This is a genomic window from uncultured Ruminococcus sp., assembly GCF_946415235.1.
In the GTDB taxonomy this organism is placed as follows: domain Bacteria; phylum Bacillota; class Clostridia; order Oscillospirales; family Ruminococcaceae; genus Ruminococcus.
The window spans coordinates 1-23,196 of sequence record NZ_CAMKRR010000002.1; the positions used below are offsets into that span (position 1 = coordinate 1).

At 46.6% G+C, this 23,196-nt stretch carries 14 protein-coding genes; 6 read left to right on the top strand and 8 right to left on the bottom strand.

Going from position 1 to position 23,196, the window contains the following annotated elements; all coding sequences use genetic code 11:
- The 6 genes from Q0R37_RS00680 to Q0R37_RS00705 form a co-directional block, all read right to left on the bottom strand.
- The coding region (locus tag Q0R37_RS00680; protein WP_294750062.1) for a cation-translocating P-type ATPase at positions 1-2,409 on the bottom strand (2,409 nt) is incomplete at its 3' end.
- 810 nt (positions 2,410-3,219) lie between these two features.
- A complete protein-coding gene (locus tag Q0R37_RS00685) occupies positions 3,220-3,375 on the bottom strand; it encodes a cyclic lactone autoinducer peptide (RefSeq protein ID WP_294750064.1) in 156 nt (51 codons plus the stop codon).
- A gap of 245 nt (positions 3,376-3,620) precedes the next feature.
- Entirely contained in the window at positions 3,621-4,037 is a 417-nt protein-coding gene (locus Q0R37_RS00690) for an immunity 70 family protein (RefSeq protein ID WP_294750066.1), read from the bottom strand.
- A gap of 16 nt (positions 4,038-4,053) precedes the next feature.
- A complete protein-coding gene (locus Q0R37_RS00695) occupies positions 4,054-6,999 on the bottom strand; it encodes a YfhO family protein (protein ID WP_294750068.1) in 2,946 nt (981 codons plus the stop codon).
- 18 nt (positions 7,000-7,017) lie between these two features.
- Positions 7,018-8,103, bottom strand: coding sequence for a glycosyltransferase (locus tag Q0R37_RS00700; protein ID WP_294750070.1), 1,086 nt, complete (start codon positions 8,101-8,103; stop codon positions 7,018-7,020).
- Positions 8,104-8,436: 333 nt separating this feature from the next.
- Positions 8,437-9,561: a sugar-binding protein gene (locus Q0R37_RS00705; RefSeq protein WP_294750071.1), complete on the bottom strand. Its 1,125-nt coding sequence runs from the start codon at positions 9,559-9,561 to the stop codon at positions 8,437-8,439.
- A gap of 334 nt (positions 9,562-9,895) precedes the next feature.
- On the opposite strand from Q0R37_RS00705, the gene Q0R37_RS00710 reads away from it, so the two are divergent.
- The gene (locus tag Q0R37_RS00710) at positions 9,896-11,689 is read left to right on the top strand and encodes an ABC-F family ATP-binding cassette domain-containing protein (RefSeq protein ID WP_294750073.1); all 1,794 of its coding nucleotides are present in this window, start codon (positions 9,896-9,898) and stop codon (positions 11,687-11,689) included.
- Positions 11,690-11,750: 61 nt separating this feature from the next.
- Here Q0R37_RS00710 and Q0R37_RS00715 read toward each other — a convergent pair whose 3' ends face one another.
- On the bottom strand, positions 11,751-14,777 hold the full coding sequence (locus Q0R37_RS00715; RefSeq protein WP_294750075.1) for a leucine-rich repeat protein: 3,027 nt from the start codon (positions 14,775-14,777) through the stop codon (positions 11,751-11,753).
- Positions 14,778-14,957: 180 nt separating this feature from the next.
- On the opposite strand from Q0R37_RS00715, the gene Q0R37_RS00720 reads away from it, so the two are divergent.
- The 5 genes from Q0R37_RS00720 (at position 14,958) to Q0R37_RS00740 (ending at position 21,902) form a co-directional block, all read left to right on the top strand.
- Positions 14,958-15,542 carry an accessory gene regulator B family protein gene (locus Q0R37_RS00720; RefSeq protein ID WP_294750077.1) on the top strand — a complete coding sequence of 195 codons (585 nt, stop codon included), beginning with the start codon at positions 14,958-14,960 and terminating at the stop codon, positions 15,540-15,542.
- Positions 15,539-16,264, top strand: a complete 726-nt coding sequence (locus Q0R37_RS00725; RefSeq protein WP_294750079.1) for a LytTR family DNA-binding domain-containing protein — start codon at positions 15,539-15,541, stop codon at positions 16,262-16,264. Before Q0R37_RS00720 ends, Q0R37_RS00725 begins: the two co-directional genes overlap by 4 nt.
- A 3-nt stretch (positions 16,265-16,267) precedes the next feature.
- Entirely contained in the window at positions 16,268-17,563 is a 1,296-nt protein-coding gene (locus Q0R37_RS00730; protein WP_294750081.1) for a sensor histidine kinase, read from the top strand.
- 665 nt (positions 17,564-18,228) lie between these two features.
- Entirely contained in the window at positions 18,229-20,133 is a 1,905-nt protein-coding gene (locus Q0R37_RS00735) for a class I adenylate-forming enzyme family protein (RefSeq protein WP_294750083.1), read from the top strand.
- Complete coding sequence (locus Q0R37_RS00740; RefSeq protein WP_294750085.1) at positions 20,133-21,902, top strand: SGNH/GDSL hydrolase family protein; 1,770 nt, start codon at positions 20,133-20,135, stop codon at positions 21,900-21,902. Before Q0R37_RS00735 ends, Q0R37_RS00740 begins: the two co-directional genes overlap by 1 nt.
- A gap of 105 nt (positions 21,903-22,007) precedes the next feature.
- On the opposite strand, the gene Q0R37_RS00745 is transcribed toward Q0R37_RS00740, so the two are convergent.
- Positions 22,008-23,192, bottom strand: coding sequence for an MFS transporter (locus tag Q0R37_RS00745; protein ID WP_294750086.1), 1,185 nt, complete (start codon positions 23,190-23,192; stop codon positions 22,008-22,010).
- Positions 23,193-23,196 lie beyond the last annotated feature (4 nt).

Consider the following 23,196-nt stretch of genomic DNA (forward strand, 5'->3'; position numbering starts at 1 on the left):
GCTTCTCATGTTCCATGCGTGGAGCATCTCGCATACGCAGAGGGTGATGAATGCCATTGTCATAGCTGTGTTCTGTCCCTGACTGCGGTAGCCTATAACGAATGATGCAAGGGTAAGTATGGTGATGAGCGTACCCTGCCACAGCAGGTTTATACCCAGACCATCTGAGAAGATGTGAGAATTGCTGCTTCTCGGCTTACGCGACATGATACCGCGCTCCGCAGGCTCCATACCGAGAGCTATTGCGGGGAAGCAGTCCGAGATAAGGTTTATCCACAGCAGATGTACGGGCTTGAATATTACAAATGAGCCGTCTGTGAGGCTTCCAAGGCCAAGTGTTGCAATGAGTATGCAGAGCACCTCGCTGAGGTTGCTTGAAAGCAGGAACTGTATAGCCTTGCGTATATTGTCATAGATACGTCTGCCCTCTTCCACAGCGCCTACGATAGTTGCGAAGTTGTCGTCCGTGAGTACCATGTCCGCTACGTTCTTTGTAACGTCAGTACCCGTGATACCCATACCAACGCCGATATCAGCACTCTTGATAGACGGAGCGTCGTTTACGCCGTCGCCTGTCATAGCAGTAGTCATGCCCTTCTTGCGCCATGCGTTTACTATACGCACCTTGTGCTCGGGCTGTACACGGGCATATACGCTGTAGCTGCCTACGTTCTCGTTGAATTCCTCGTCGGGTATCTTTGAGAGCTCCGCGCCTGTGAGAGCCTGCTGACCCTCGCCCAGTATGCCAAGCTCCTTAGCGATAGCAACAGCAGTATCCCTGTGGTCGCCTGTTATCATAACAGGACGTATGCCTGCTGTGCGGCAGAGACCGATAGCGTCCTTTACTTCGGGACGTACAGGGTCTATCATACCTGTCATGCCTATGTATATAAGATCGTGCTCAAGTGCCTCGGGAGAGGTATCCGACGGGAGCTCGTCGTACTCGCGGTAAGCCGCAAGGAGAACTCTCAGCGCCTGATCTGCCATTTCCTTGTTTCTGCGGAGTATCTCAAGTCTGTCGGACTCCGTCATTATGCGGACGCCGCCCTCCTTGAACATATGGGTGCAGTTTTTCAGCACCTCGTCGGGAGCGCCCTTTGTGTACTGAACATAGCCGTTTTCGGTCTTATGTACCGTGGACATCATCTTTCTGAGCGAATCAAACGGAGCCTCCGCAACTCTCGGAGTTGCAGCCTCCAGCTCGTACTTTTTAAGTCCGCACTTGTGTGCGTAAGCCACGAGAGCAGCCTCTGTAGGCTCGCCCGCAACTGTATCGTCGGAGTTGAGAACAGCGTCGCAGCAAAGTGCCATAGCCTTTGCAAGGAGCTCCTTGTCGTCGGTGTTTTCCTGAACGACTGTCATCTTGTTCTGTGTGAGAGTACCCGTCTTATCGGAGCATATTACCTGAGCGCAGCCGAGAGCCTCAACAGCGGTAAGTCTGCGTATGATAGCTCCGCGCTTGGACATATTTGTAACGCCGATGGAAAGAACGACTGTAACGACTGCGGCAAGTCCCTCGGGGATAGCGGCAACTGCAAGGCTCACAGCTACCATGAATGAATCGAGGAAGCCGGGAAGTGTCATTTTGCCGTCCTTCACGAGCATCTGTAATATGTTTATTCCGAGTATGATTATGCAGATAACGAGTACTGCAACAGAAAGTATCTTACTGAGCTGATCGAGGCTCTTCTGGAGAGGAGTTTCATCATCGTCGGCGTTTGCGATAGCGCCTGCTATTTTACCCATTTCGGTCTGCATACCTGTAGCGACTACCACAGCTTCCGCACGGCCGTAAGCGATACTGCTTCCCATGTAGAGCATATTTTTTCTGTCTCCGAGGGGGACTTCCTCACCTGTGAGGATATCGCTGTCCTTGTCGGAGGGAACGCTTTCGCCCGTCAGAGCGGATTCCTCGGCTTTAAGTGCAGCTGCTTCGAGTATACGGCAGTCCGCAGGTACATTGTCGCCTGCCTCAAGAGCTATTACGTCACCGGGGACGAGCTCCGAGCTGGGTATGACTACCATTTCGCCCGAGCGGTAGACCTTGCTCTGTGCGGCGCTCATAGCCTGTAAAGCCTCGATAGCGGACTCGGCTTTGTTTTCCTGATATACTCCGAGAACTGCGTTTGCGATAACTACGAAAAGAATTATGAATACGTCCGCGTCAAGCTTGCCCTCGGAAATTATGCCTGTGACCGCAGATATTACAGCTGCGGCGATAAGGACAAGTATCATTGGGTTTTTGAACTGTTCTATGAACCTTGCAAGAAGCGTGGGCTTCGGCGGTTCGTCAAGCTTGTTCTGTCCCACCTTTTCAAGGCGCTTTGCAGCCTCCTCTGCGGTAAGACCCGAAGCCGAGCTTTCGACTTCTTTCAGGACTGATTCGGTTGATTCAAGATAGTGTTTCATTTTTTCCTCCAATATCCTTTAATACTGTTGTTATTAATGCGGCGAATTCCACATTATTGCAGTACTAAACAGATAATATTTTATCATTTACTGCGAAAAAAGTCAAGATACTAAGGTGTTAAAATAGTGACAATACTGTGTTGACAGAGTGAAACAGCGTTTTTTCGCAGTAAAAAAGCAAAGGAGTCCATTCTGACCTGGAATGGACTCCTTCACTCGGGAGCTGAAGCGGAACTCCCTATATGAAAAATCACTGTATGATTTACTGCGAAACAAGCAAAGAATGGAAATTCTGAATTTCTGTTTTTTCTTTCAAGCGTTTAGATAGAGATGGTTTTTTTAAGAGAGATCTGAAAGTGTCATATGTTCATTGTTTGTTTCGGTCTGAGTATGGCATACGAATGATCATCATCGGGTAAGGGGTACGGAAAGATGGACCTGCCGAATACTCGGCAGTGTTCCACATTCCGCTTTTTTGGATATGATGTATTAGAGAAGATGTGGTCTTGATCAAGTGACAGGCTTTATGACCGCCGCAAAGCTCGGATCATATTGCCCGCATTTTAGGTTAGCCGCCAGAAAGTGACTGCGCGATCATTTGTCTGTCAGTTTGATCTGATGTCAGATAAATTGCAGCGTCAGTTACTAAATTTTTTCAATGATAAGTAGAGATATTGTATCAGTAATAAATAAGATCATTGCAGCTCAGCGCACCAGATAACGAGTGCGCGTCGTTTTAATCGGCATTTCAGTGTTTTTCAATAGAGTATTGTAAGGATAGAGGTTAGGCTTTATTATGTAAACTATTGCTTAGAATTTTCTGAGTTTTCTTAGATCTTTTGGAACAGTTGGTTGGTTCATCCACCAGAAACAGGCGGAATTTGCATTCTGCTCTGCTGCTTTTACTGATTTTGCTACGATAGTTTTCATTATGATGTTCGTGACAGCGTGCCGAGTTTTCTTCATAAGAATGAGATCCCTCCTTATAAATGATTGAGCGGGCACTTTCTGGACGACGCCTAAGTATATTATATTTATAAATCCGAAAAAGTCAATAACTTTGCACTAAACGCCGTTTATTTGCATTTTTTATCCGTAATTTATATCTTTTTACTGTTTCGGGAGCAAATTCATGCACTGTTTTTTATCCCTTTAAATCGCCAAAATGGCGGACTTTTTCAAGTCCGCCTTACTTATTTTTATCTCGTTTTTCATATATTTGATATCTCCAGCTCTGTACCGAGCTTGACAGCTTTTTCTACGGCATGCTGAAATATGGTCATAAAGTCCTCGCCGTCGCTTGTCACGAAATAGTTGGAAAGATCGGTTATCTCGGGACTGATGCTGTTTCCCCACGGAGGCTGCTTTGAAAGGTCCTCCATGTCCCATACCACTTTATCCGCGGAAAAGCTTTTAAGCTCAGACCTTATCTGCATGACCTCATCAAGAGCCGCAGGGAGCTCATTGCTCCTGAGCTTTCCGCTGTCGCACAGGCTCTTCATCATGTGGAAGCGCTCTCCCTGCCTGCCGCTTTCGAGGTTGCAGGCTACAGTTGAGAAAAAGGAAAACAGGAAATCGGCAGAGCCCACCTGATACCAATAAAACTTTACCTTAAATCCTACGGACATACTTTCACCTCATCTGTCAGATATCGAGCTCTATTTTATGCTCCTCGCCGTTTTCTGCTGTAAGAACCTCATTTTCGGAGCTTTCCTGAGATTTTTCTTCGGCTTCGTGCTCAGCTGCTTCTGCTTTTTTGTTTTTTTCGGGCTCGGGAGACTTTTTCTCCGCGCTTTCCTCAGCCTTCTTTTCAGCAGGCTTCTTTTTGCGGTTTTTGCGTACTCTGAGGCAGAATATCAGTGCCGCAAGAGCTGCAAGGGATAAAAGGAGACCTGCCATGAACGCGGGTGTATGATACCTGAGCTCGATATTATGGCTTCCCGCGCTGACATTGAAGCCGATAAGCGTTCCGAGGACCTTGAAATTATCGGTCTTTTTGCCGTCAACATAGACGCTCCAGCCGCCGTCCTGCGGGACAGAGGTCATTACAAGACCGTCCTGTGCGGCGTTGAGAGTGCCCTTGATACGGGTATTTTTGAAGGACGATACTTCAAGTCCGTTTGCTTTTACATTGTCGTAAATACTGTTCCACTTGTCCATATCGAAGCGGTAAAGGTCAAGTCCGAAGCCGCCCCTGTCGATATTCTCGACGGTATACTCTATCTGAAGCTCGGTGCCTGCTTCGTATGAGCCGATACATCTGAATTTTTCAAGATTAGGATCGAAAGCGTTGCCGTTTACGGTTATCCTACCGCCTGCGGTAAAGTTATGCTCAAGATAGAGGGGCATATCGTCCTGAACTACATATGTCCATGTTATCTTAACGGGAAGATTTCCGTCGATTCTTGTGAAATCATTGTAGTTCCATACGGAGTTTGAGTTATTGACATCTGCGTTTTCGGTCGTGAAGTCCGCAGGCTCCATATGTCCGAATACATTTGCTTCTTCGCCGCAGAGCTTATTGAGCATTTCGTTCTGATCGTATACAGGTCTTACCTGATCGGGATGGAGCTCCACGGTGAGGATATCCTTTGAAGCTGTAAATGCCACAGGGAAAGGTGTACTGTTCTCCCATATAAGGCAGTCATCATTATTGTCTGCGAGCTCATAGCCCTTGCCGCTTCTCGACTCAAAATACCTGCCTCTGTCGATGATGTACCTCACGCCGAAAAGACTGTTCTGGAAGAGCGAGCTGTTGTTGTATACCGAGCTTACGTTGTTGGCGTATACTTTGTTGCCCATGCTGCGGAGAAGATCGTATACTCCGTGATTGAGGGTCGAGCCGTAGTAGCCTATACCCTTGAAATCACCTAACATGGCAGTATTGAACGTCCAGCCCTCGTTGGCTTCGATACGGTAGAAATCGTCGCTGCCGCTGTCATATTTCGTACCATACTTGTAGAGTTTTTCACTAACCTTGATAAAAGAATCCATATTTGATACAAGAATTCCACCGTTATCACTTGCCGCAACATTTACGTTATTTCTGCATATTTCCTCTGTCATTGCAACTGTTAGCAGAAGGCTCGTCAGAAAGGCAAGGAAACGAAGTCCGCCCGCCTTTGCCCTGTAGAGCTTTGCACTCTTTTCGTCTGCCTCGGTGAGCTTTTTGCCCTCGGCTTCGGCAGTTTTTCCGGGCTTTTCCGCCTGCTTGTCCATATACTGAGCGAAATAGCCGAAAAGCACACTGAACGCCATAAGAAGAGCAAATACCATTATCAGCTTGTTCCAGTACGGGAGCTTGTCAAGCTTTTCCTGCGAGGGATTGCCGAATTTCGCATAGCCCGTGAAGAACAGCGCCATTACCAGTGATACTGCTATACTTACGAGGTTTATGCCATTTTTCTTTGCTATGCCGTTTGCTGCCACCATTGCTATGGCAAGGGAGAACAGGAAGCTCCAGCGTCCGGGGAGCTGATTTGGGAAATGGAAGCCGTTGAACAGCCAGTCCATAGGATTGTAGTTGAGACCTGCGTAAAGTACGCCGATAAAGCCGCCCGTAATGAGCTTGTCCTTGGGCTTTATCTCAGTATTCATGAAGTAAAGCGGTATGAGAAGAAATGCGAAAAGTCCCACTGCTATATTTGCAACGCCGTATTCAAGGGAAGCGGGCGTTGTGGGGAGCATTGCCGAAATATTCTCCGCAAGGGTGTGATACCACTGCTTGAAGTCGAAATGTCCCTCGTTTGCGGACTCTGTAAGTGAAAGTCCCTTTAATGTGGGGAGAAGTATGAAGGCTGTGAGAAGTCCGCCTATCAGGGAATAGAGGGCGAAACGTCCGAAAAGAGAAGCTCTTGCCTTTATATTTGCTTTTCTGCAGAGCTTTGCGCCGTTTTTGTCCGTATACTCCTTTTTGAGCCACTCCGCTATGAAGTAGAAGCCCGTGAAAAGGCATATTCCGAAGCCTGTATAGAAGTTTGTGTATATAGCCAGCGCCAGTGTGACAACGTACATGAGAGGCGATCTGCCTTCCATCATCCTTTCAAGTCCGAGAAGCACCAGCGGAGCAAGGAAAAGTCCGTCGGTCCACATGAACTGCATGATAAAGGCTGTAGAGTAAGCACAGAGGCCGTAGCCTATGGAAGCTGCCATTATGACAGGGCTTCTGCTCCTGAACTTGTACTCTGCGAAAAGCTGGCAGGAGGCAGCTCCCAAGCCCATTTTCAGCAGGGCAGCTATATCTATATAGGTTATGCTCTTTGCAAAGGGAACAAGACCAAATGGTACAAGGAAAATGCTCCTTGTATAAAAGGCGTTCTGCACCCAGTTGTTGAAGCCGAGAGCTCCGCTCCAGTTGTACATCGCCTTTGCAAAGCCGTGGTCAAGTGCGAATTTGCGGTACATGGGGAAGTACTGTCCCCACAGGTCAATGGAGAGGATATCGTTTGTGCCGTAGGGAGAGATCTCTTTTTTCTTGTATATTACAATTCCTGTTGCTATTGTCACAAAGAATACTATCAGCACTCTCAGTACAGAACCGATAGTCTCGCTGTTTTTCTTCAGTATATCTGTTTTCGGAGCTTTTGACACAGCTTTTCGCTTCCTTTCTTATTGGTTTTCGCTTTTTATGATCTTTTCGTTGTAGGTTATGAGCTTATTGAGTACGAACTGCATTGCCGATACGAATACGAGCACTATGAGCTTCAGCAGCGCAAAGTTCATGCTGTTCTTGAAAAGGTGTATACAAGCTGTGGAAATTCCCATGCCGAGGAGGGTTATGCCCCCGTAGGAAGCGGCTCTCGCAAGGAATTTTCCCTTTACCTTGAAATTCCAGAAGGTATTGGTGGTGAATGTGAATATAAAGCCCGCGATATTTCCGATTATGCTTGCGGCTTCGGGGACTTCCTTCATGACCGTTTTTGCAAGTCCCAAGGATACGGAATAATCAAGCACAAAGGCAAGGACGCCGAAAACTCCGTAGAGGAAGATGTTCCTGAGAATGGGGTATCTGATGAATGTGAAGCGCACGAGTGACTTCATATAGCCGATAATGAAGGGTATGAGGCGGCGCTTGGACTCGCCGTAGATACGCTTCTGGAATGAGATAGGCACTTCGCCTATCTTCAGGTCGGGCTTGTTCTGCTTCATACGCAGGAGCACCTCCTGCAATACGTCATAATTCACGTTTTCGAGCTCTACGTTCTTGAGCTGCTCCGTGCGGTAAAGGCGGTAATCCGTGGAGATGTCCTTTGCCTTTATGCCGAGGCAGACACGGAAAAATCCGTTGAGTATATGTGACATTATTATGGAACTCTTTGCGTCGTTGGTCTCTCCGCCTTCGGTGTAGCGCGAGCCGATAACGAGGTCGCAGTTCTCCTCGGTGAACTTCTTATACATGGACGGGATATACTTCGGGTCGTGGGAGCCGTCGCTGTCGAGAATGAGGAACTTGTCCTTCTCTGCGTATTTTATGCCTGTTTTGAAGGCTCCGCCGAAGCCCGGAAACTCCTGATTTATATATCTTGCCCCGAACTGAGCGCATACCTCTGAGGTATTGTCAAGAGGCTCCTTCGTGTCGATGACCAGTATTTCGTACTCCTCGGGGAGACTGTCCATCATTTCCTTTATTTTCGGAAGCAGGAATGTAAGATTTTCCGCTTCCTTGTAAGCCAGCAGTACAACGCTGATACCCATTGCTTATTACTCCGTTTCTGTCATTATATTACCCTTTACGGGCTGAAAAGCAGCTTTGCCGCAATAAAAAACACAGATTTATTATAACATTTTGTATATAGTTTGTCAACTGAAAAAACAATGCTCCGCAAAAAAAGTTAGGACTATCCAACAAATGGCTTTTTCCCATAAAAATGCGAAAGCTCGGCTGCTATAATATTAGACGTTCCAAAACGAAAAAACTCTCACCTGAAATTTAAAAATTTTTCGAGCTGTAATTTTTCACCGCGAATATACATTTTGTTTAAAGTAAAAAAGACTTCTCAAAAGAGAAGTCCTTTTACGCTTATTTCATTACTTTGCTGCGTTCTCAATGTACTTATTGTTAGCGTCCCACTGATACAGGCCTGTATTTACCATTACCTGTAAATTATCCTTTGTGATAACAGCAGGAACGAGCAGATAGGACTGAACGTACTTGGCGCCGTTCTGGTAGGATTCGGTATCATACCTTACGTCAACTGCAAGAGAGTCGATAAGTCTGCCTGTGGGAGTTTCGCCGTTGAGCAGTCTCTTGCTGACCTCAAATGCAACGCTTGCTTCGTCGCGGACGTTCTTGAATACGGTCATTGACTGCTCTCCGTCGATGATCTTCTTGAGGTTTTCGATATCGCCGTCCTGACCTGTTATAACAGGCTGATTTCCGCCCTTATAGCCTGATTCGATAGCCTGTATCACTCCGAGAGCAGTCGAATCGTTAGCACATAAAACAGCGTCGAGCTGCTTATCGGTGTAATACTTGCTGAGAGTTTTTTTCATTTCGTTTTCGGCATTTTCTGTTTCCCAGCGCTTTATTGCAGTTTCCTCAAAGGTCGTTTTACCCGAAAGGACTTTGAGCTTGCCCGATTTTATGTACTGATCGAGTACGTCCTTTGCACCGTCAAAGAATATGCTTGCATTGTTGTCGCCTGAGTCTCCCGAAACAAATTCGATGCTGTAGGAGTCGGGTGCATTGTCAAGGTCGAGAGCATCGCGTATATAGCCGCCCTGTAACCTGCCTACCTCGAAATTATCAAAGGATACATAATATGTGATAGCCTTTGTGTTCATGATAAGGCGATCGTAAGCAACAACGGGTATTCCCTTGCTCATTGCATCGTCAAGGGGCTTTGCGAGGGCGTTTCCGTCTACTGCTGCGATGAGGAGCAGATCAACGCCGTCATTGAGTATACTAAGAATATCGTTATTCTGACGGGTTGCGTCGTTTTGTGAAAAAACGAGCTTTACCTCATAGCCTGCTTTTTCAAAAAGGTTTTTAAGATACTCGCCGTCGGTATTCCAGCGTTCGAGATCAACAGAAGGCATACATAAGCCTACTACCTTTTTTCCGTTTTTTTCATCTTTTTCATCTTTTGAACTACACGATGTCATTCCACATAGCATCACTAAAGAAGTGACTGCTGCAATGATTTTCTTCATCTCATTATTTCCTCCTTAAATTATGGCTTTCTTTCTTTCTTAAATCAATGCATCCCCGTTTGTTTAAAAACCATACATATATTATACTTTAAAGATGAGTATATGTCAACAGTCTTACTCTATTAGCAAGACAAAATGTATAAAAACCTACGTAATTTACAATCTTTAATATTCAAAAAGTTGTCTGATATGGCGATTTTCACACATTGGCACCTGTTTTTATATATGGCTGTATAAAAAGGTTTATATTGATTTCATACCTCTGATGTGATATAATATTTTCATATATTTGTTTTCGTGCTTTTTTCAAAACATTAAATTAAGGAGAGCAAAAGTGATCTTATTAACAGCTCAGAACATATCAAAAACATATATGGAGAGAAAGGTACTCGATGATGTATCGTTTTTTCTCAGCGAGGGCGACAAGGTAGGCATTATCGGTATAAACGGCACGGGCAAGTCCACTCTGCTGAGGATACTTGCAGGTGCGGAGGAGCCCGACGACGGCGAGGTCATACGCACAAACGGCATAAGGATATCCTATCTGCCGCAGATACCCGAATTCGATGACCGCGGAAGCATACTCAGTCAGGTGCTTGCTCATCTCCCCGCCGACCTCATGCAGTCAAAGGAGTATGAAGCAAAGTCGATACTCGACAGGCTGGGCATCTCCGACTGTGAAAGGGATATAAGCACTCTTTCGGGCGGCGAGAAAAGACGGGCGGGAATTGCCGCAGCCCTTATACAGCCCAGCGATGTACTGCTCCTTGACGAGCCCACGAACCATATCGACAATGAGACCGCACAGCTCCTTGAGGAACTGCTCCTGCGCTACCGCGGAGCTATAGTAATGGTCACCCACGACAGATACTTTCTCAACAAGATATGCGGAAAGATAGCAGAGGTCGAAAAGGGAAAGGTCTATACCTGCGACGGCAATTACAGCGAATATCTTCTGCGGAAGGCTCAGCGTGAAGCCGACGAAGCTGCTGCCGAGCGCAAAAACAAGTCCCTCTACCGCCGCGAGCTCGAATGGATAAGCAGGGGCGCACGTGCAAGAGGAACAAAGTCAAAGGACAGGATAGAGCGCTTTGAAGCCCTCAAAAACCGCGATATCCCTGTTGAAGCCGAGAAGCTGAAATTGCAGTCGGTATCGTCGCGTCTCGGGAAAAAAACCATAGAGATAGAGGATATCAGCAAAGCCATCGGCGGAAAGCCTCTTATCAGCGGCTTTTCGTACATTATCTCCCGTGACGCAAGGATAGGCATTGTCGGCAGGAACGGCGCGGGAAAGAGCACCTTCCTGAAAATGCTCATGGGACAGGTGCAGCCCGACAGGGGCAGGATAGTCCTCGGTGATACGGTGAATATCGGCTACTTCTCGCAGGAATGTGAGACTATGGACCCGAACCTCCGCGTTATAGAGTATATCCGCGAGACCGCCGACAGGGTGCAGACTCCCGACGGTACGGTGACGGCTTCGCAGATGCTGGAACGCTTCCTCTTTACGCCCGAGCTCCAGTGGAACAGGATAGAAAAGCTTTCGGGCGGCGAGAGAAAAAGGCTGTATCTGCTGAAAATACTCATGACAGCGCCGAATATACTCCTTCTTGACGAGCCAACAAATGACCTTGATATTGCAACTCTCACCATACTTGAGGACTACCTTGAAAATTTCAGCGGTGCTGTTATTGCCGTTTCCCATGACAGGTACTTCCTTGACAAAATGGCGGACGAGATATTTGAATTCAAAGACGGTCAGTGCACGAGATATAACGGGAATTATACCGATTACGCCGAAAAAGCTCTTTCGGAAAGCTCCGCCGACGAGAACAGGACAAAAAAGAAATCGGAGAAGAAAGAGCGTGTTTACACAGGAAAGACCAGGCTGCGCTTTTCCTTCAAGGAGCAGCGCGAGTATGATACCATAGACGACGATATCGCAAAGCTTGAACAGGATATTACGGATACGGAAAAGGATATCGCCGCAAATTCCTCGGACTATGTGAAATTGCAGGAGCTTTCGGATAAAAAAGAGCTCCTTGAACAGGAGCTTTCCGAAAAAATGGAGCGCTGGGTGTACCTCAACGACCTTGCGGAGCGCATCGCAAGAGGAGAGACAGTCTGAAAGATGCCCATATAAAAGTTTTGCCCCGAGGCAGATCAATTTCTGCTTCGGGGCTTTATCATTATAATATGTCGTCTCTTTCGGGCTGCAGCAGTACCTCTTCTCTGAACCTTACAAGGTCGAATATATCAGCCTTGCCGTCGCCGTTAAGGTCGGCAGACCTGAACTGCTCTTCAGTGAACTGTGTCTTGCCTAAAAGGTAGCGCTTCATTGTCAGCATATCCGCAACGGAAAGAACTCCGTCACCGTTGAGGTCGCCGTTCTTGTATATAGGCTCGTCCTCGATGGCCGAGAACTTTATTCCGTAGAACTCAGCGTATACCTCCGCTGTGGAGCCCTTATATCCGTGAATCACCGTATCTGCAATGTTGGTTTCCGCATATGCTCTCAATTCTTTTGCGGGAGTTCTTGAAAGAGCGTTGCAGTTCCACGGCTTCTCAAAGACAGATCTTATACCGCCGCTGTATGAGTCGAATTCAAGGTGCTGTGCGGGGATAGTCTGAGGGCCCTCGCATATCTCGCAGTCGGGGTCGTAGATATAGATATCCTTCAGGAAGGTTGCGCTCTTGAATGCGTCGTAACTCAGCTTATGTGAGTACACATCTGCTCTTTCCATGATGCTGACACCGTCATCGGGGATCATTTCCCAGCTCATTTTTGAAACGCTTCTTGGTATAGTTATTGAGCCTTTGGCAGTTATTCTTGCGATACCCGCTGTGTCGTACTTCGGGACTACGTCCTTTACATCGTCCTCAACGTCAACGAGCCAGCCGCAGAGGTATCCGTGGCCGTACTCATAGCTGACAGCAGGGCACTCGTCAAAGGCGTTATAGCCGATATGAGTTACATTATCGGGGATATTTATATCCGTGAGAGATACACAGCCGTTGAATGCATTATCGCAGATAGTTTCAACGCTTTCGGGAAGAACTATGTCATTGAGCTTGGATGCTCCGCAGAATGCGTTGGCACCGATAACCGCAAGTCCCTCGGGGAGAGTTATTTTTGATACATTCTTAAGGCTGTGACAAGCACCTCTGCGTATGGTCTTTACGCTGTCGGGGACAACTATCTCGCCTGCCTCGTAATTTGACGGGACCTTTACAAGCTCTGTCATATCCTTATTATATATGATACCGTCAACGGACTTGTACCATGGGTTATCCTCGCTTACGATATAGTATTCGGTATTGTCGTACTGAAGATCAATATTGTCATCAAAGTATTTGACAGATGCAGGAAGTGTTACCTTGCCTGCGTTTAAATTGCAGTTGACAACGAAGGAGGTCACGGGAACACCGTCTATATTATCGGGGATAATGACGTCCTTATACTCCTTGTGGTCGCCGTCCAGTCTTGCTGATGCAGATTCACGGCTGTATATCCAGTAGGTGATGCCTGCCTCTTCGTCAGTCTTTATTTCAGGGCCGACGTTTGCCGACGGATGCATGAACTCCTCAAAGCATCTTTTGTATTTAAGAGCGTATGCCTGTGCCGCAGAGTCGTCATTGCCGTTTATTATAGTATCGTACCTGATATTTCCGTCCTTCTTTACGGGAGCGTTATATACCCTCGGACCGCTTTCGTCATTGGACTTCTTTTCGTCCATGTATCTCTTTATCTTTTCATAGGTGCTCGTATCGTCGCTGCCGCTGCTGATTTTTGGTATGGTGTTTGAACCGCTTGTTCTGGTTATGGTGGATACATCAACATCATCGTCATCGTCGTCAAGCTCTATCAGGCTTGTTGAAATAGCTTTTTTCAGGCTTGAAGCCTGAGAATTTGCAGAAGTTACCAGTACCTTTTCAAAAGAATAATCCAGTTGATAATCTTCCTTTGCTTCACGCCTTTCGACCTCTCTCCAGTAGGCGGGGAGAGATGATGAAGCGTCGGCTATCCTGCATTTATCATCATATATGCATATTTCCTTTACGCCGAAGCAGACAAGGCATCTTTCGGGTATCTCGGAGCAGTAGAAATCAACTCTTTCAAGAGGCATATTCAATCCGAAGGCAAGATAACTTCCAACGTGCTTTACCGAAGGCGGAACACTTATGGTCATAAGGTTGTTCCTTGATGCGAAAAGTCCTACAGCCGTTCCTACGGTGCCGTCCCTGATATCGCCTGATTCGATGTCATAATCAGAGCCTACAGCCCAGTTGTCAACGTAAACTATACCGTTATAATTCTCTGTACAGCCTGCGTCCCTGAACGCATCGCTCTCAATATTTTCAACGCTTTCGGGGATAGTGAGCTCCTTGAGATCGGTACAGCCTGCAAAGGCATATACACCGATGGACTTAAGGCTTTCCGAGAGCTTCATTTCTTCTATGGCACTGCATCCGAAGAATGCCATGCTTTTTATATCGGTAACGCTGTCGGGGAGTTCTACTTTCTTGATATCCTTGCAGCATACGAACGCAGCCTGACCTATTTCCTCCGTCTTGTCGGATACCTTTATCTCGGTCTGAGCAATTGCAGGCGGACAGCCGATAAGAGTTTTCATGTCCTTGCTGTATAATATTCCGTCAGCGGCTGTGAAGTTTTTGTTTTCCTCATCGACCGTCATTTCGGCAATGAAATACTCTGTGATCCCACCCCAGTTCAATACGGCAATGTTCTTTGAAAGGTTGATCTTTCCGAGTTCCTTGCAGTTTTCAAAAGCACCGTCTGCGATACCTACGACCTTCGGATTGCTTTTAACTATTTTTTCCTTTAAAGGATCTATAGCTCCAAGTGTAGAACCCGTCACTGTAACTGTCAGATAAACATTTTGGTATTCTTCCTCGGAAGGCTCTGAAGGCAGCTCGGGCAGCAAGACAGAAGGTACGGTAAATTCGGTTATCGTTTCATTCTTGACCGATGTGAGAACAGCATACATTTCCGAGTCGTTTGTATATATGTCAAACACCATGCCGTCTTTATCGACTGTACCTATTCTGTTTTTTGAGCTTTCAAAATCGTATGTATTGGTTTCCCCGACCTCTGCCGCACTGACAGCGCTGACCGATACGAAAGGTGTGTATGTGCTTGTGCCTATTCCGCATATAATGGATAATGCGGCAAGTACAGAAATGATTTTTCTCATGGTAATCCCTCCTGTGTTATACATGATTATGGGGATATTATATAACATTTCAGAACAAAAGTCAACACTTTAGGCATTTGTGCTTGACTTTCTATATAAATATGCGATATAATTATCTTGTTTAATTGTTTTTTTAAATTTTCGGAAACTCTGTGATAAAATCTGAAAGGAGCAGTTATTATGGATAAGATCCTTGACCCTATTATGAATAAGCTCCTGGACCGCGGCTTCGTGGAAGACGGAAACGCGGAGATAGTTCGTTACGGGCTGGAGCTTATCATCATGAAAGCTATCATTTCCGCCGCTATGATCACAGCGGCGGTCTTTACGGAAAGCATTCCCGAGGTACTGGTATTCATATTGATATACGCAGTTCTGCGGGGCTGCTGCGGCGGTTATCACGCCTGCTCGAGGATAGTATGCTTTATACTGTCAATGTTCCTGCTTTCGGCGGTGATATCTGCGGTAAAGCTCATTGAGGGCAGAGCAGCTTTCTTTACTTCCATAGGTTTTATCTGCATGGGCGCTGTCCTTATCATTTCCCTTGCCCCTGTGGATACTCCCAACAAGCCCTTTGACATTACAGAACGACAGGTTTTCAGAAAAAGATCCTTAGCGATCTCTGCCGCCTCTTTTTTAATGTGGACTGTACTTGCTTTGCTTAAGCTTTATAATCTCACACTGACATTATCTTCGGCAGTATTCATTACGGGGCTCCTGCTTGCGGCAGGCAGGCTCACAAAAAGAAAAGGAGAAGCCACATGATAAGCATTGCTGTTTGCGATGACGACAAAAGCGTTATTGCTTCCATAAAGGAGGCTGTAAACGAGTTCAGCACCGCAAATTCAGTAGAATTTGAATTACACAGCTTCAGCAGCGGTGAAAAGCTGGTTGAAAGCCCCCTCAGGTTCGATCTGATATTCCTTGATATCGAAATGGGCGGCATCGACGGCATAAAGACCGCACACCTCATACGTCCGAAATCGCGGCGTTCGAGGATAGTATACGTCACAAACCACTCCGAGCTCGCACTGCAAAGCTACGCGGTGCATCCCTTCGACTTTGTGGTAAAGCCGTTCAAAAAGGAACGGATAATCAATGTGCTCAGCGAGCTCATGAAGTACATAACGGATACCACGGAAAACGATCCCGTGATACAGCTCAAAGGCATGGACGGTCCGCTGCTGCTCAACCTCAGGAACATCTATGCATTTGAATATACGGGCAACCGACGGATAACCGTATATACAGAATCCGAAAAACACTGCATAAAAGGCAGCCTTTCGGAAATATCCTCAATAATAAACTCAGAAAGCTTTACTTCCCCCCACAAAAGCTTTATAGTAAATATGGAACACATAGATAAACTAACAGGATTCACACTATACACAACAAACGGGATTGAAGTCCCCATCGCACAAAAGAAACTCAAAGAATTCCACAACGAATTCAGCCGCTTTATCAAAAACTATATTAAACAGGGGTAGATCATGGTTCTTTTCTTAGTACATCTGGCTTCGGCAATAGCCATCAACACTTATGCCATAATAGTATTTGAAAAAATATTCTCAAAAACAAAGCTTTCATTTCCCGTAAAATTCGGTATGATGGCTGCGGCGTCGCTTATAATGACGGCAGCCAATACCGTGGATATCAACCTGCTGAATTTAGCAGTATCATTTCTGGTGCTGTTTGCCATGGCGGCAATATTCAATAAGAAGCTTTCTCTGCGGGTCGCGTTCTTTGTTATGGTCTTTGTGGTCATAATGTGCGTCGTGGAGGTATTTACGGTAATACTTCTCGGCTTTATAGTCAATGAGCCGCCCGACAGGTTCAAGACAGAGGTATCACTTTATACTGCGGATACGGTTCTCAACCTTATCGTAATGCTCGCTATCACCAAGAGCTTTATAATGATAGTGTCCGAGAGGAGCATATACAACGTCCGCAATCAGGAGCTTATAATGTTCCTGATACTCATAATCGGCGAGATAGTGCTGCTCACGGCGCTGAACGACTACTTCAAGAACTCCGATTCGGGCGTTGAGATCATCGTGATACTTGTAATATTCTTCGCCTTTGACCTGTATCTGACCTATCTTCTGCGAAGGATAGCCAAGATATACAGGACGGAAAAAGAGCTTGATCTTGTAACTCAGCAGTCACAGCTCCAGCTCAACGCCTACAGGGCTCTCAACGAGAAATACAACGCTTCGAGACACGTTATCCACGACGTAAAGAAGCACCTCGCTTCACTTGACGGGCTCATAAACGCGAATATGGCTGATGAGGCGGAGCACTACAAGGAGCTCCTCACAACGGAGCTGAACAAGCTCATGCCGCGTTTTGAGTGTGATAACGCCATTCTCACCGTTGTTATCAATAACAAGATGGACGCTGCGGACAAGCAGAAGATAGTATTTACAGTAGATGCGGAGTATACGGAAATGGACTTTATTTCCAACCTTGATATCACCGCCATATTCTCAAATCTGCTGGACAACGCCTTTGAAGCCTGTTCGGAGCTCCCCGAGGATAAGCGCAGCGTTTCCCTTTCCATAAAGCGCCACAACCATTTTGTGTTCATACTCATGGAAAACAGCTTCAAGAGCGTAATGACCGACGGCGAGGAGCATTTCCGCAGTACAAAAATGGGACATCAGGGCATAGGAATGTCAAATATCAAGAACGCCTGCGAAAAATACAGCGGAAGCTTCAACGCGCATACCGAAAACGAACAGTTCATAACGGAGATACTTATCCCTATCCCCGACGATCAGCTTTGATACAAAGCAGCCATAAAGCATATTTATGGCTGCTTTTTCATGTTTTCGCAGGTCGGGAAAAGGTTCCTGCGACCGCCATTAATGACCGTTAGTCAATGTGACAAAAATGTAATACCAAAATTTGGGTTAATTGACAGGTTTTAGTTGATTTTTATGGAAAGGTGTGTTATAATATTTCTTGGATATTTTTAATTTGCTTATTCAATGGTTCTATCAGAATAATAATCACCAACGCAATAATAGTTTTAACGCTCCGCAAAACCGCGGAAAACAGCTTTTAAACGACCTTAAAAGAATATTTGACATGATCTGATGTTAAATAATTGTCAAACAGAACAAAATTATTGTGCAGTATAGGGAGGTGAAGGGGGAACTGGCGATATCCTTGAATAAACAGCAATGATATCGTATGATGATTGTTTCTTTTAGATGATCCGGGCCGAATATTAAACATATTGCTGCAGCGGCAAAAATTTAATGACTTCTTAATAATTTCTGTGTTATCATAGAAACTGCGGTACAAGCCACTATGGCTGCGGACTGCGGTACATGGCGATTGTTGGGCATTAATGGGGTAGGTTGTTGCCATTCATAAGCAGCGGCATAATATCCATACTACAAGGCGGTCATACTGCCTTATCACTACCATGAAAGGATCAACATTTATGAAAACAATTACACAAATCAATACCTGTACCATCGAGAGGAAATTCCCTGAATGGGCAAAAGTAGATCGTGAGATCAATGGGGTAAAGATCTACAATATGAATATTTTCGACAATATCATGACATTCAATCAGGATAACCTCGATGGCGAAGCTATCGACTACTTTGGCACAAAGATCACATACGGCGAGCTCCCCGCACTTCGTGAGGCTTACGCAAGAGGCCTCAAGCTGGCAGGAGTCAAGGAGGGCGACGTTGTTACGCTTTGTCTCCCTGTAAGCGTAGAGAACCTTATGCTTCTCTTTGCCTGCAATCTGATAAAAGCAATAAGCAACAATGTAAATTTCCTCTTCCTTAAGGACGATTTCCCGCTCTATACGCAGGATAAGGGCTCTGAGATAATCATCACGCTGGACGCATTCCTTCCGTACTTCACCGAGCATCTTGCTGAAAGCAGCATCAAAAAGGTCATCGTTATGAGCCTTGATGATTTCCTTCCCATCGAAAAGAAGGGTATGTTCATGGACACCTCGGAGATGCCCGAGAAAATGCAGGAAGTATTCAATGTTGAGCAGATAATGGATTGCCTCCAGAATCTGGACAAGATAAAGGGCGTTGAGTTCATACGTCTTGAAGACCTGAGGATCGCCGGCGAACAGAGCGATATCCCTCTCGATCTCGGCCCCACAGACCTCGACCGTGATATAAGCTATTTCTATACGAGCGGTACCACAAGCAAGCCTAAATGCGTTGTTTACAAGGAGTATTCGCTGAATGCCTATGTTGAGATGCACGCAGGTCTCGATACTCAGAACTTCGTGGGCGAGCGCAATTTCCAGTGTATCCCCCTCACTCACATGACGGGAGAAAGAGTGTGCGCTATCATGCCCCTTGCAAGAGGCGGTACACTTGTGCCAAGACCTATATACAACAAATACACATTCGCAAAGGATCTTTCCGAGACAAACTGCCAGTGTGCGGTAGCAACTGCAAGCTTCTACCTCACAAGTGTAAGACAGGGCGTTATCTCGCCTACTGCTCTTGAGAATTTCAGACGTCCCGCTTCGGGCGGAGAGGCTGTAAACGTAAACTCTGTCCGCAAGATAGACAAATGGCTCCGCGAAAACGGCTGCACGGTAAGATTTTCACTGGGCGGCGGCGCAAGCGAAGAGGGCGGCGCTACTCTCGTTACATACTTCATGGACGAAGAGACCAAGACCAATGAGACAGGCAAGCCTCTCGAGCCGTTTGTACACGTAAAGCTTGTTGACGACAACGGAAACCTCGTGGAGGAGAACGAAGTCCTTGCAAATCTCCACGCAACGAGCCCTGCTGCGGCAGACCGCTACCTTAACAATCCCGAGGCAACGGCAGAGCGCTGGTATGTTGACGAGAACGGCATAAAATGGGGCGTAACGGGCGATATCGCCATGAGACACGCAGACGGTTCATATACTATCATGGGCAGAGCTTCCGACTCATATGTTGACGAGAACGGCAAGCGCGTATACCTGTTCATGATCGAAAGCACTCTTGACGAGAACGATCCTATCAACGAGTGGGAGATAAGCGCTTTCAAGAACGAAAAGGGCGGTCACGACGTTGTAGGTCAGGTGATCCTCGATCCCGATCAGGCAGAGCCGAGCGCAGAGCTTGTAAAATATATCTGCGACAAATATCACCTTGACGCTGTAAAGTTCTACAAGGAATTCGAAATCGGCGAGATCACAGCAAAGAGAGACTATATACTCCTTGCTCACGACTATGAGGGCTATCTCGCACCCTGCGATGACGGCGGTCTTATGATGGTGGATTATTCCGAAAATGGAAACACCGTAAGAGTTAAAGCGGATAAAAATTATATTATTCCAATAAATGTAAAAAAATCTGAGGAGGATAAGTAATGAAGGCTTCAAAAATTTTATCGGCAGTTGTTTCGGCAGCTATGCTCGGTACTTATGCAGGAACAACAGCATTTGCGGCAGATGACAAGACAGAAAAGACATTCAAATACGTAGCGCTGGGCGACAGTATCGCAGCAGGCTTCGGACTTGCAGGCGGCGAGCTTGCAGACGATCCCGCTCTCGTTATCACTGATGAGCTTCTTGCAAACCCTGTACAGGGCGCATATCCTGCCGTATTCACAGATTATCTCAAAAATCTCGGCGAGGAGAAGGGCTTCGGCGTAAACGGTACAAACCTTGCCGCTACAGCTTACCGTGCCGAGGATATCGAAAAGGTCATAAAGCTCCCCGGATACAAGGGCGAATTCGCTACAAATATCCTCGATACCTATGTAGAAGAGGGCAAAAGCGAGGTACTCGTTCCTTATCACGACTATTTTACAAAGTATCTCACCGAGGCTGACCTTGTAAGCATACAGCTCGGCGGAAACGATATCGTTATGAGCGTTATACCTGATATGGTATACGGCGAAAATCCCGTACTCAAGGCAGCAGGCACCTCTCTTATGCTGACACTGTTCGGCAGAGATCCTGAGATTGCTATCGGCGCAGGACTGCTCATACTTCAGGAGAACAAGGACAATATCACTGCCGACGATTTCATTGAGGCTGCAAGCTTCATGTACAATGTAAGCCAGAACGCAGATGCTCTCGTTGACGAGTCGGCAAAACACGTAAAGGACGTTGTCAAGGCTGTTCAGGAGGTCAACGGCGGCGCAGATATAGCTCTCGTAGGTATGTTCAACCCCTACCGCACAGAAGAGAGCTCCGAAGCTATGAAGGAAGATATCTTTGAGGTGCTCGGCAATATATATACAGCTGCTGCAAAGTTATCAGCCGCAAATGAGAATGAGCTCACAATAAGCGGAAAGCCTTCCGTGAACTATATAAATATGCTCAGCGATAAGGTAGACGAGATAACAGAACTTAAGGAAGTAATGGATAAATACAGCGACGATGCAGAGCTTGAAGAGCTTCTTGCACTTGTCGGAGAATATGACGATATGAGCGAGGTCGAGGAGCTCATGGAGCTTGTTGAAGCTGCCGGCGGAGACCCTGCAAAGGAAGATGTCCTTGCTCTCATGATAAAGTACGATGATATCAGCGAGCTCCAGTCAGTTATCAACATAGTTAAGAACTACGACGACGTTTCAGAGCTCACAGAGCTCATGGCTGTTATGGCAAAGTACCGTACAGCAAGTGATACAGATACAGCAAAGGCTATGGCAGAGGAGATCGCCGCACCTATCGCTCTGCAGATCGCAGGCAGGAACGTAGATCCTCAGATGAAGCGCCTCAACGAGGAGCTTCAGGTCATCGCAGAGGAAACAGGCGCTGTTTACGTTGATGTATACGACATCTCTCCCGAGGACGATTTCGACCCCCATCCGAATGCAAACGGTCATAAGGAGATCGCAGGCATACTCTATGACAACCTTTCGGGTCTTGTAGCAGAAAGAGCAGCAGGCGAGCCTCAGGTCCAGGATCCCGATGATAACAATGAGCCAGCTGACACAAGAATACTCGGCGATGTTGACGGCAGCGGTGCTATCGACTCAGACGATATCCTTTATGTTGCAGCTCACGTATTCGGTCTCAGACCCCTTACAGAAGATGAAGCAAAGTATGCTGACATTGACGGCAGCGGCAGCATCGATCTTATGGACGCACTTATCCTTGCAACATACATCAATCTGTTCAGCTTCTGAGCCGTAAAGCACTCAGTGTGAGAGCTGCTGAAACGGTGACAGCAATAACAAATAAGGGACTTTCCGAAAAACGGAAAGTCCCTTTTGATTTATGTGTGAACCGAATTACTTATATGTGCGGGGGGCTGCTTTTATGTTTCCTGAGGCGCGTACATATGCGAATTCAAGCAGGCCTATGTTAAGAGCTGCGAAAAACGCGAGATACAGCGGCATTATCCATATTCCGACAGCCTGCTGCATATGTCCGAATACCATCGGCATGAAGGTGCTTCCTATGTATGCGGAAGCCATTTGCAGACCTATGACTGCCGCGCTGTTTTTCCTGCCGAAGTTTTCGGGAGCCATGTGCTGTATGGCAGGATATACAGGTCCCATTCCCACACCTGTTATTACAAAGCCCGCCGCCGCAGGTATGAAGCTATCAAAGGGCAGAAGTATCAGCAGTATACCGACTGCTTCAACAGCTATTCCGATGCGTATGAGGAGCTTGTCCCCGAGCCTGTTGGATACGAAAGCGGATATCAGCCTTCCCAGCATAAGTCCGCCGAATATGAGCGAGCCGAATGCCGCAGCGGTCTCGGCTGATATGGTTTTTGTCCCGATAAAATAACTGGAAGTCCATAGAAAGCAGGTCGCTTCTCCCGAGCAGTACGCAAAAAAGGCTATGAGTGTGGGGATAACTCCGCGTATTTTCAGAGCTTCCCTTATGCCTGCGCCGTCGTGCTCAGACTCGTCGTCGGCAGAGGCGTTTTTCTTCCACAGCGGCACCGAAAGCAGACATACCAGCATTATACCCGACTGTATATAAGCTGTTTGGCGGTAGCCCTCGTTCCAGTGAGCCTTTGCAAGGGCAAGAGACATAATATACGGACTTATCATTGCTCCCACGCCGTAGAAGCAGTGCAGGAAATTCATCACCGATGAGGAATAGTGCTTTGCAACGTAGTTATTCAGCGCCGAGTCCACAGAGCCTGCTCCGAATCCGTAGGGTACTGCGAAAATAAACAGCGCATAGTAGCTCTTTGCACAGGAAAAGCCCACAAGTCCCACAACGGTCAGAAGTATCGAGAATATCACTATCCACTGCGTCCGTATCCTTTTTATTATTGTCGGAGCGATAAGCGCGGATATTATGGTCATGAACGAAATAGACATCGAAACATATCCTGCATACGAGGACGGCACTCCGAAGTCCGTCTGCATTGTCGGCCAGCCCGAACCGAGAAGCGAATCGGGAAGCCCGAGACTGATAAATGCGAGGTATATCACCGCAAGAAGCATTGAACCCATTTTT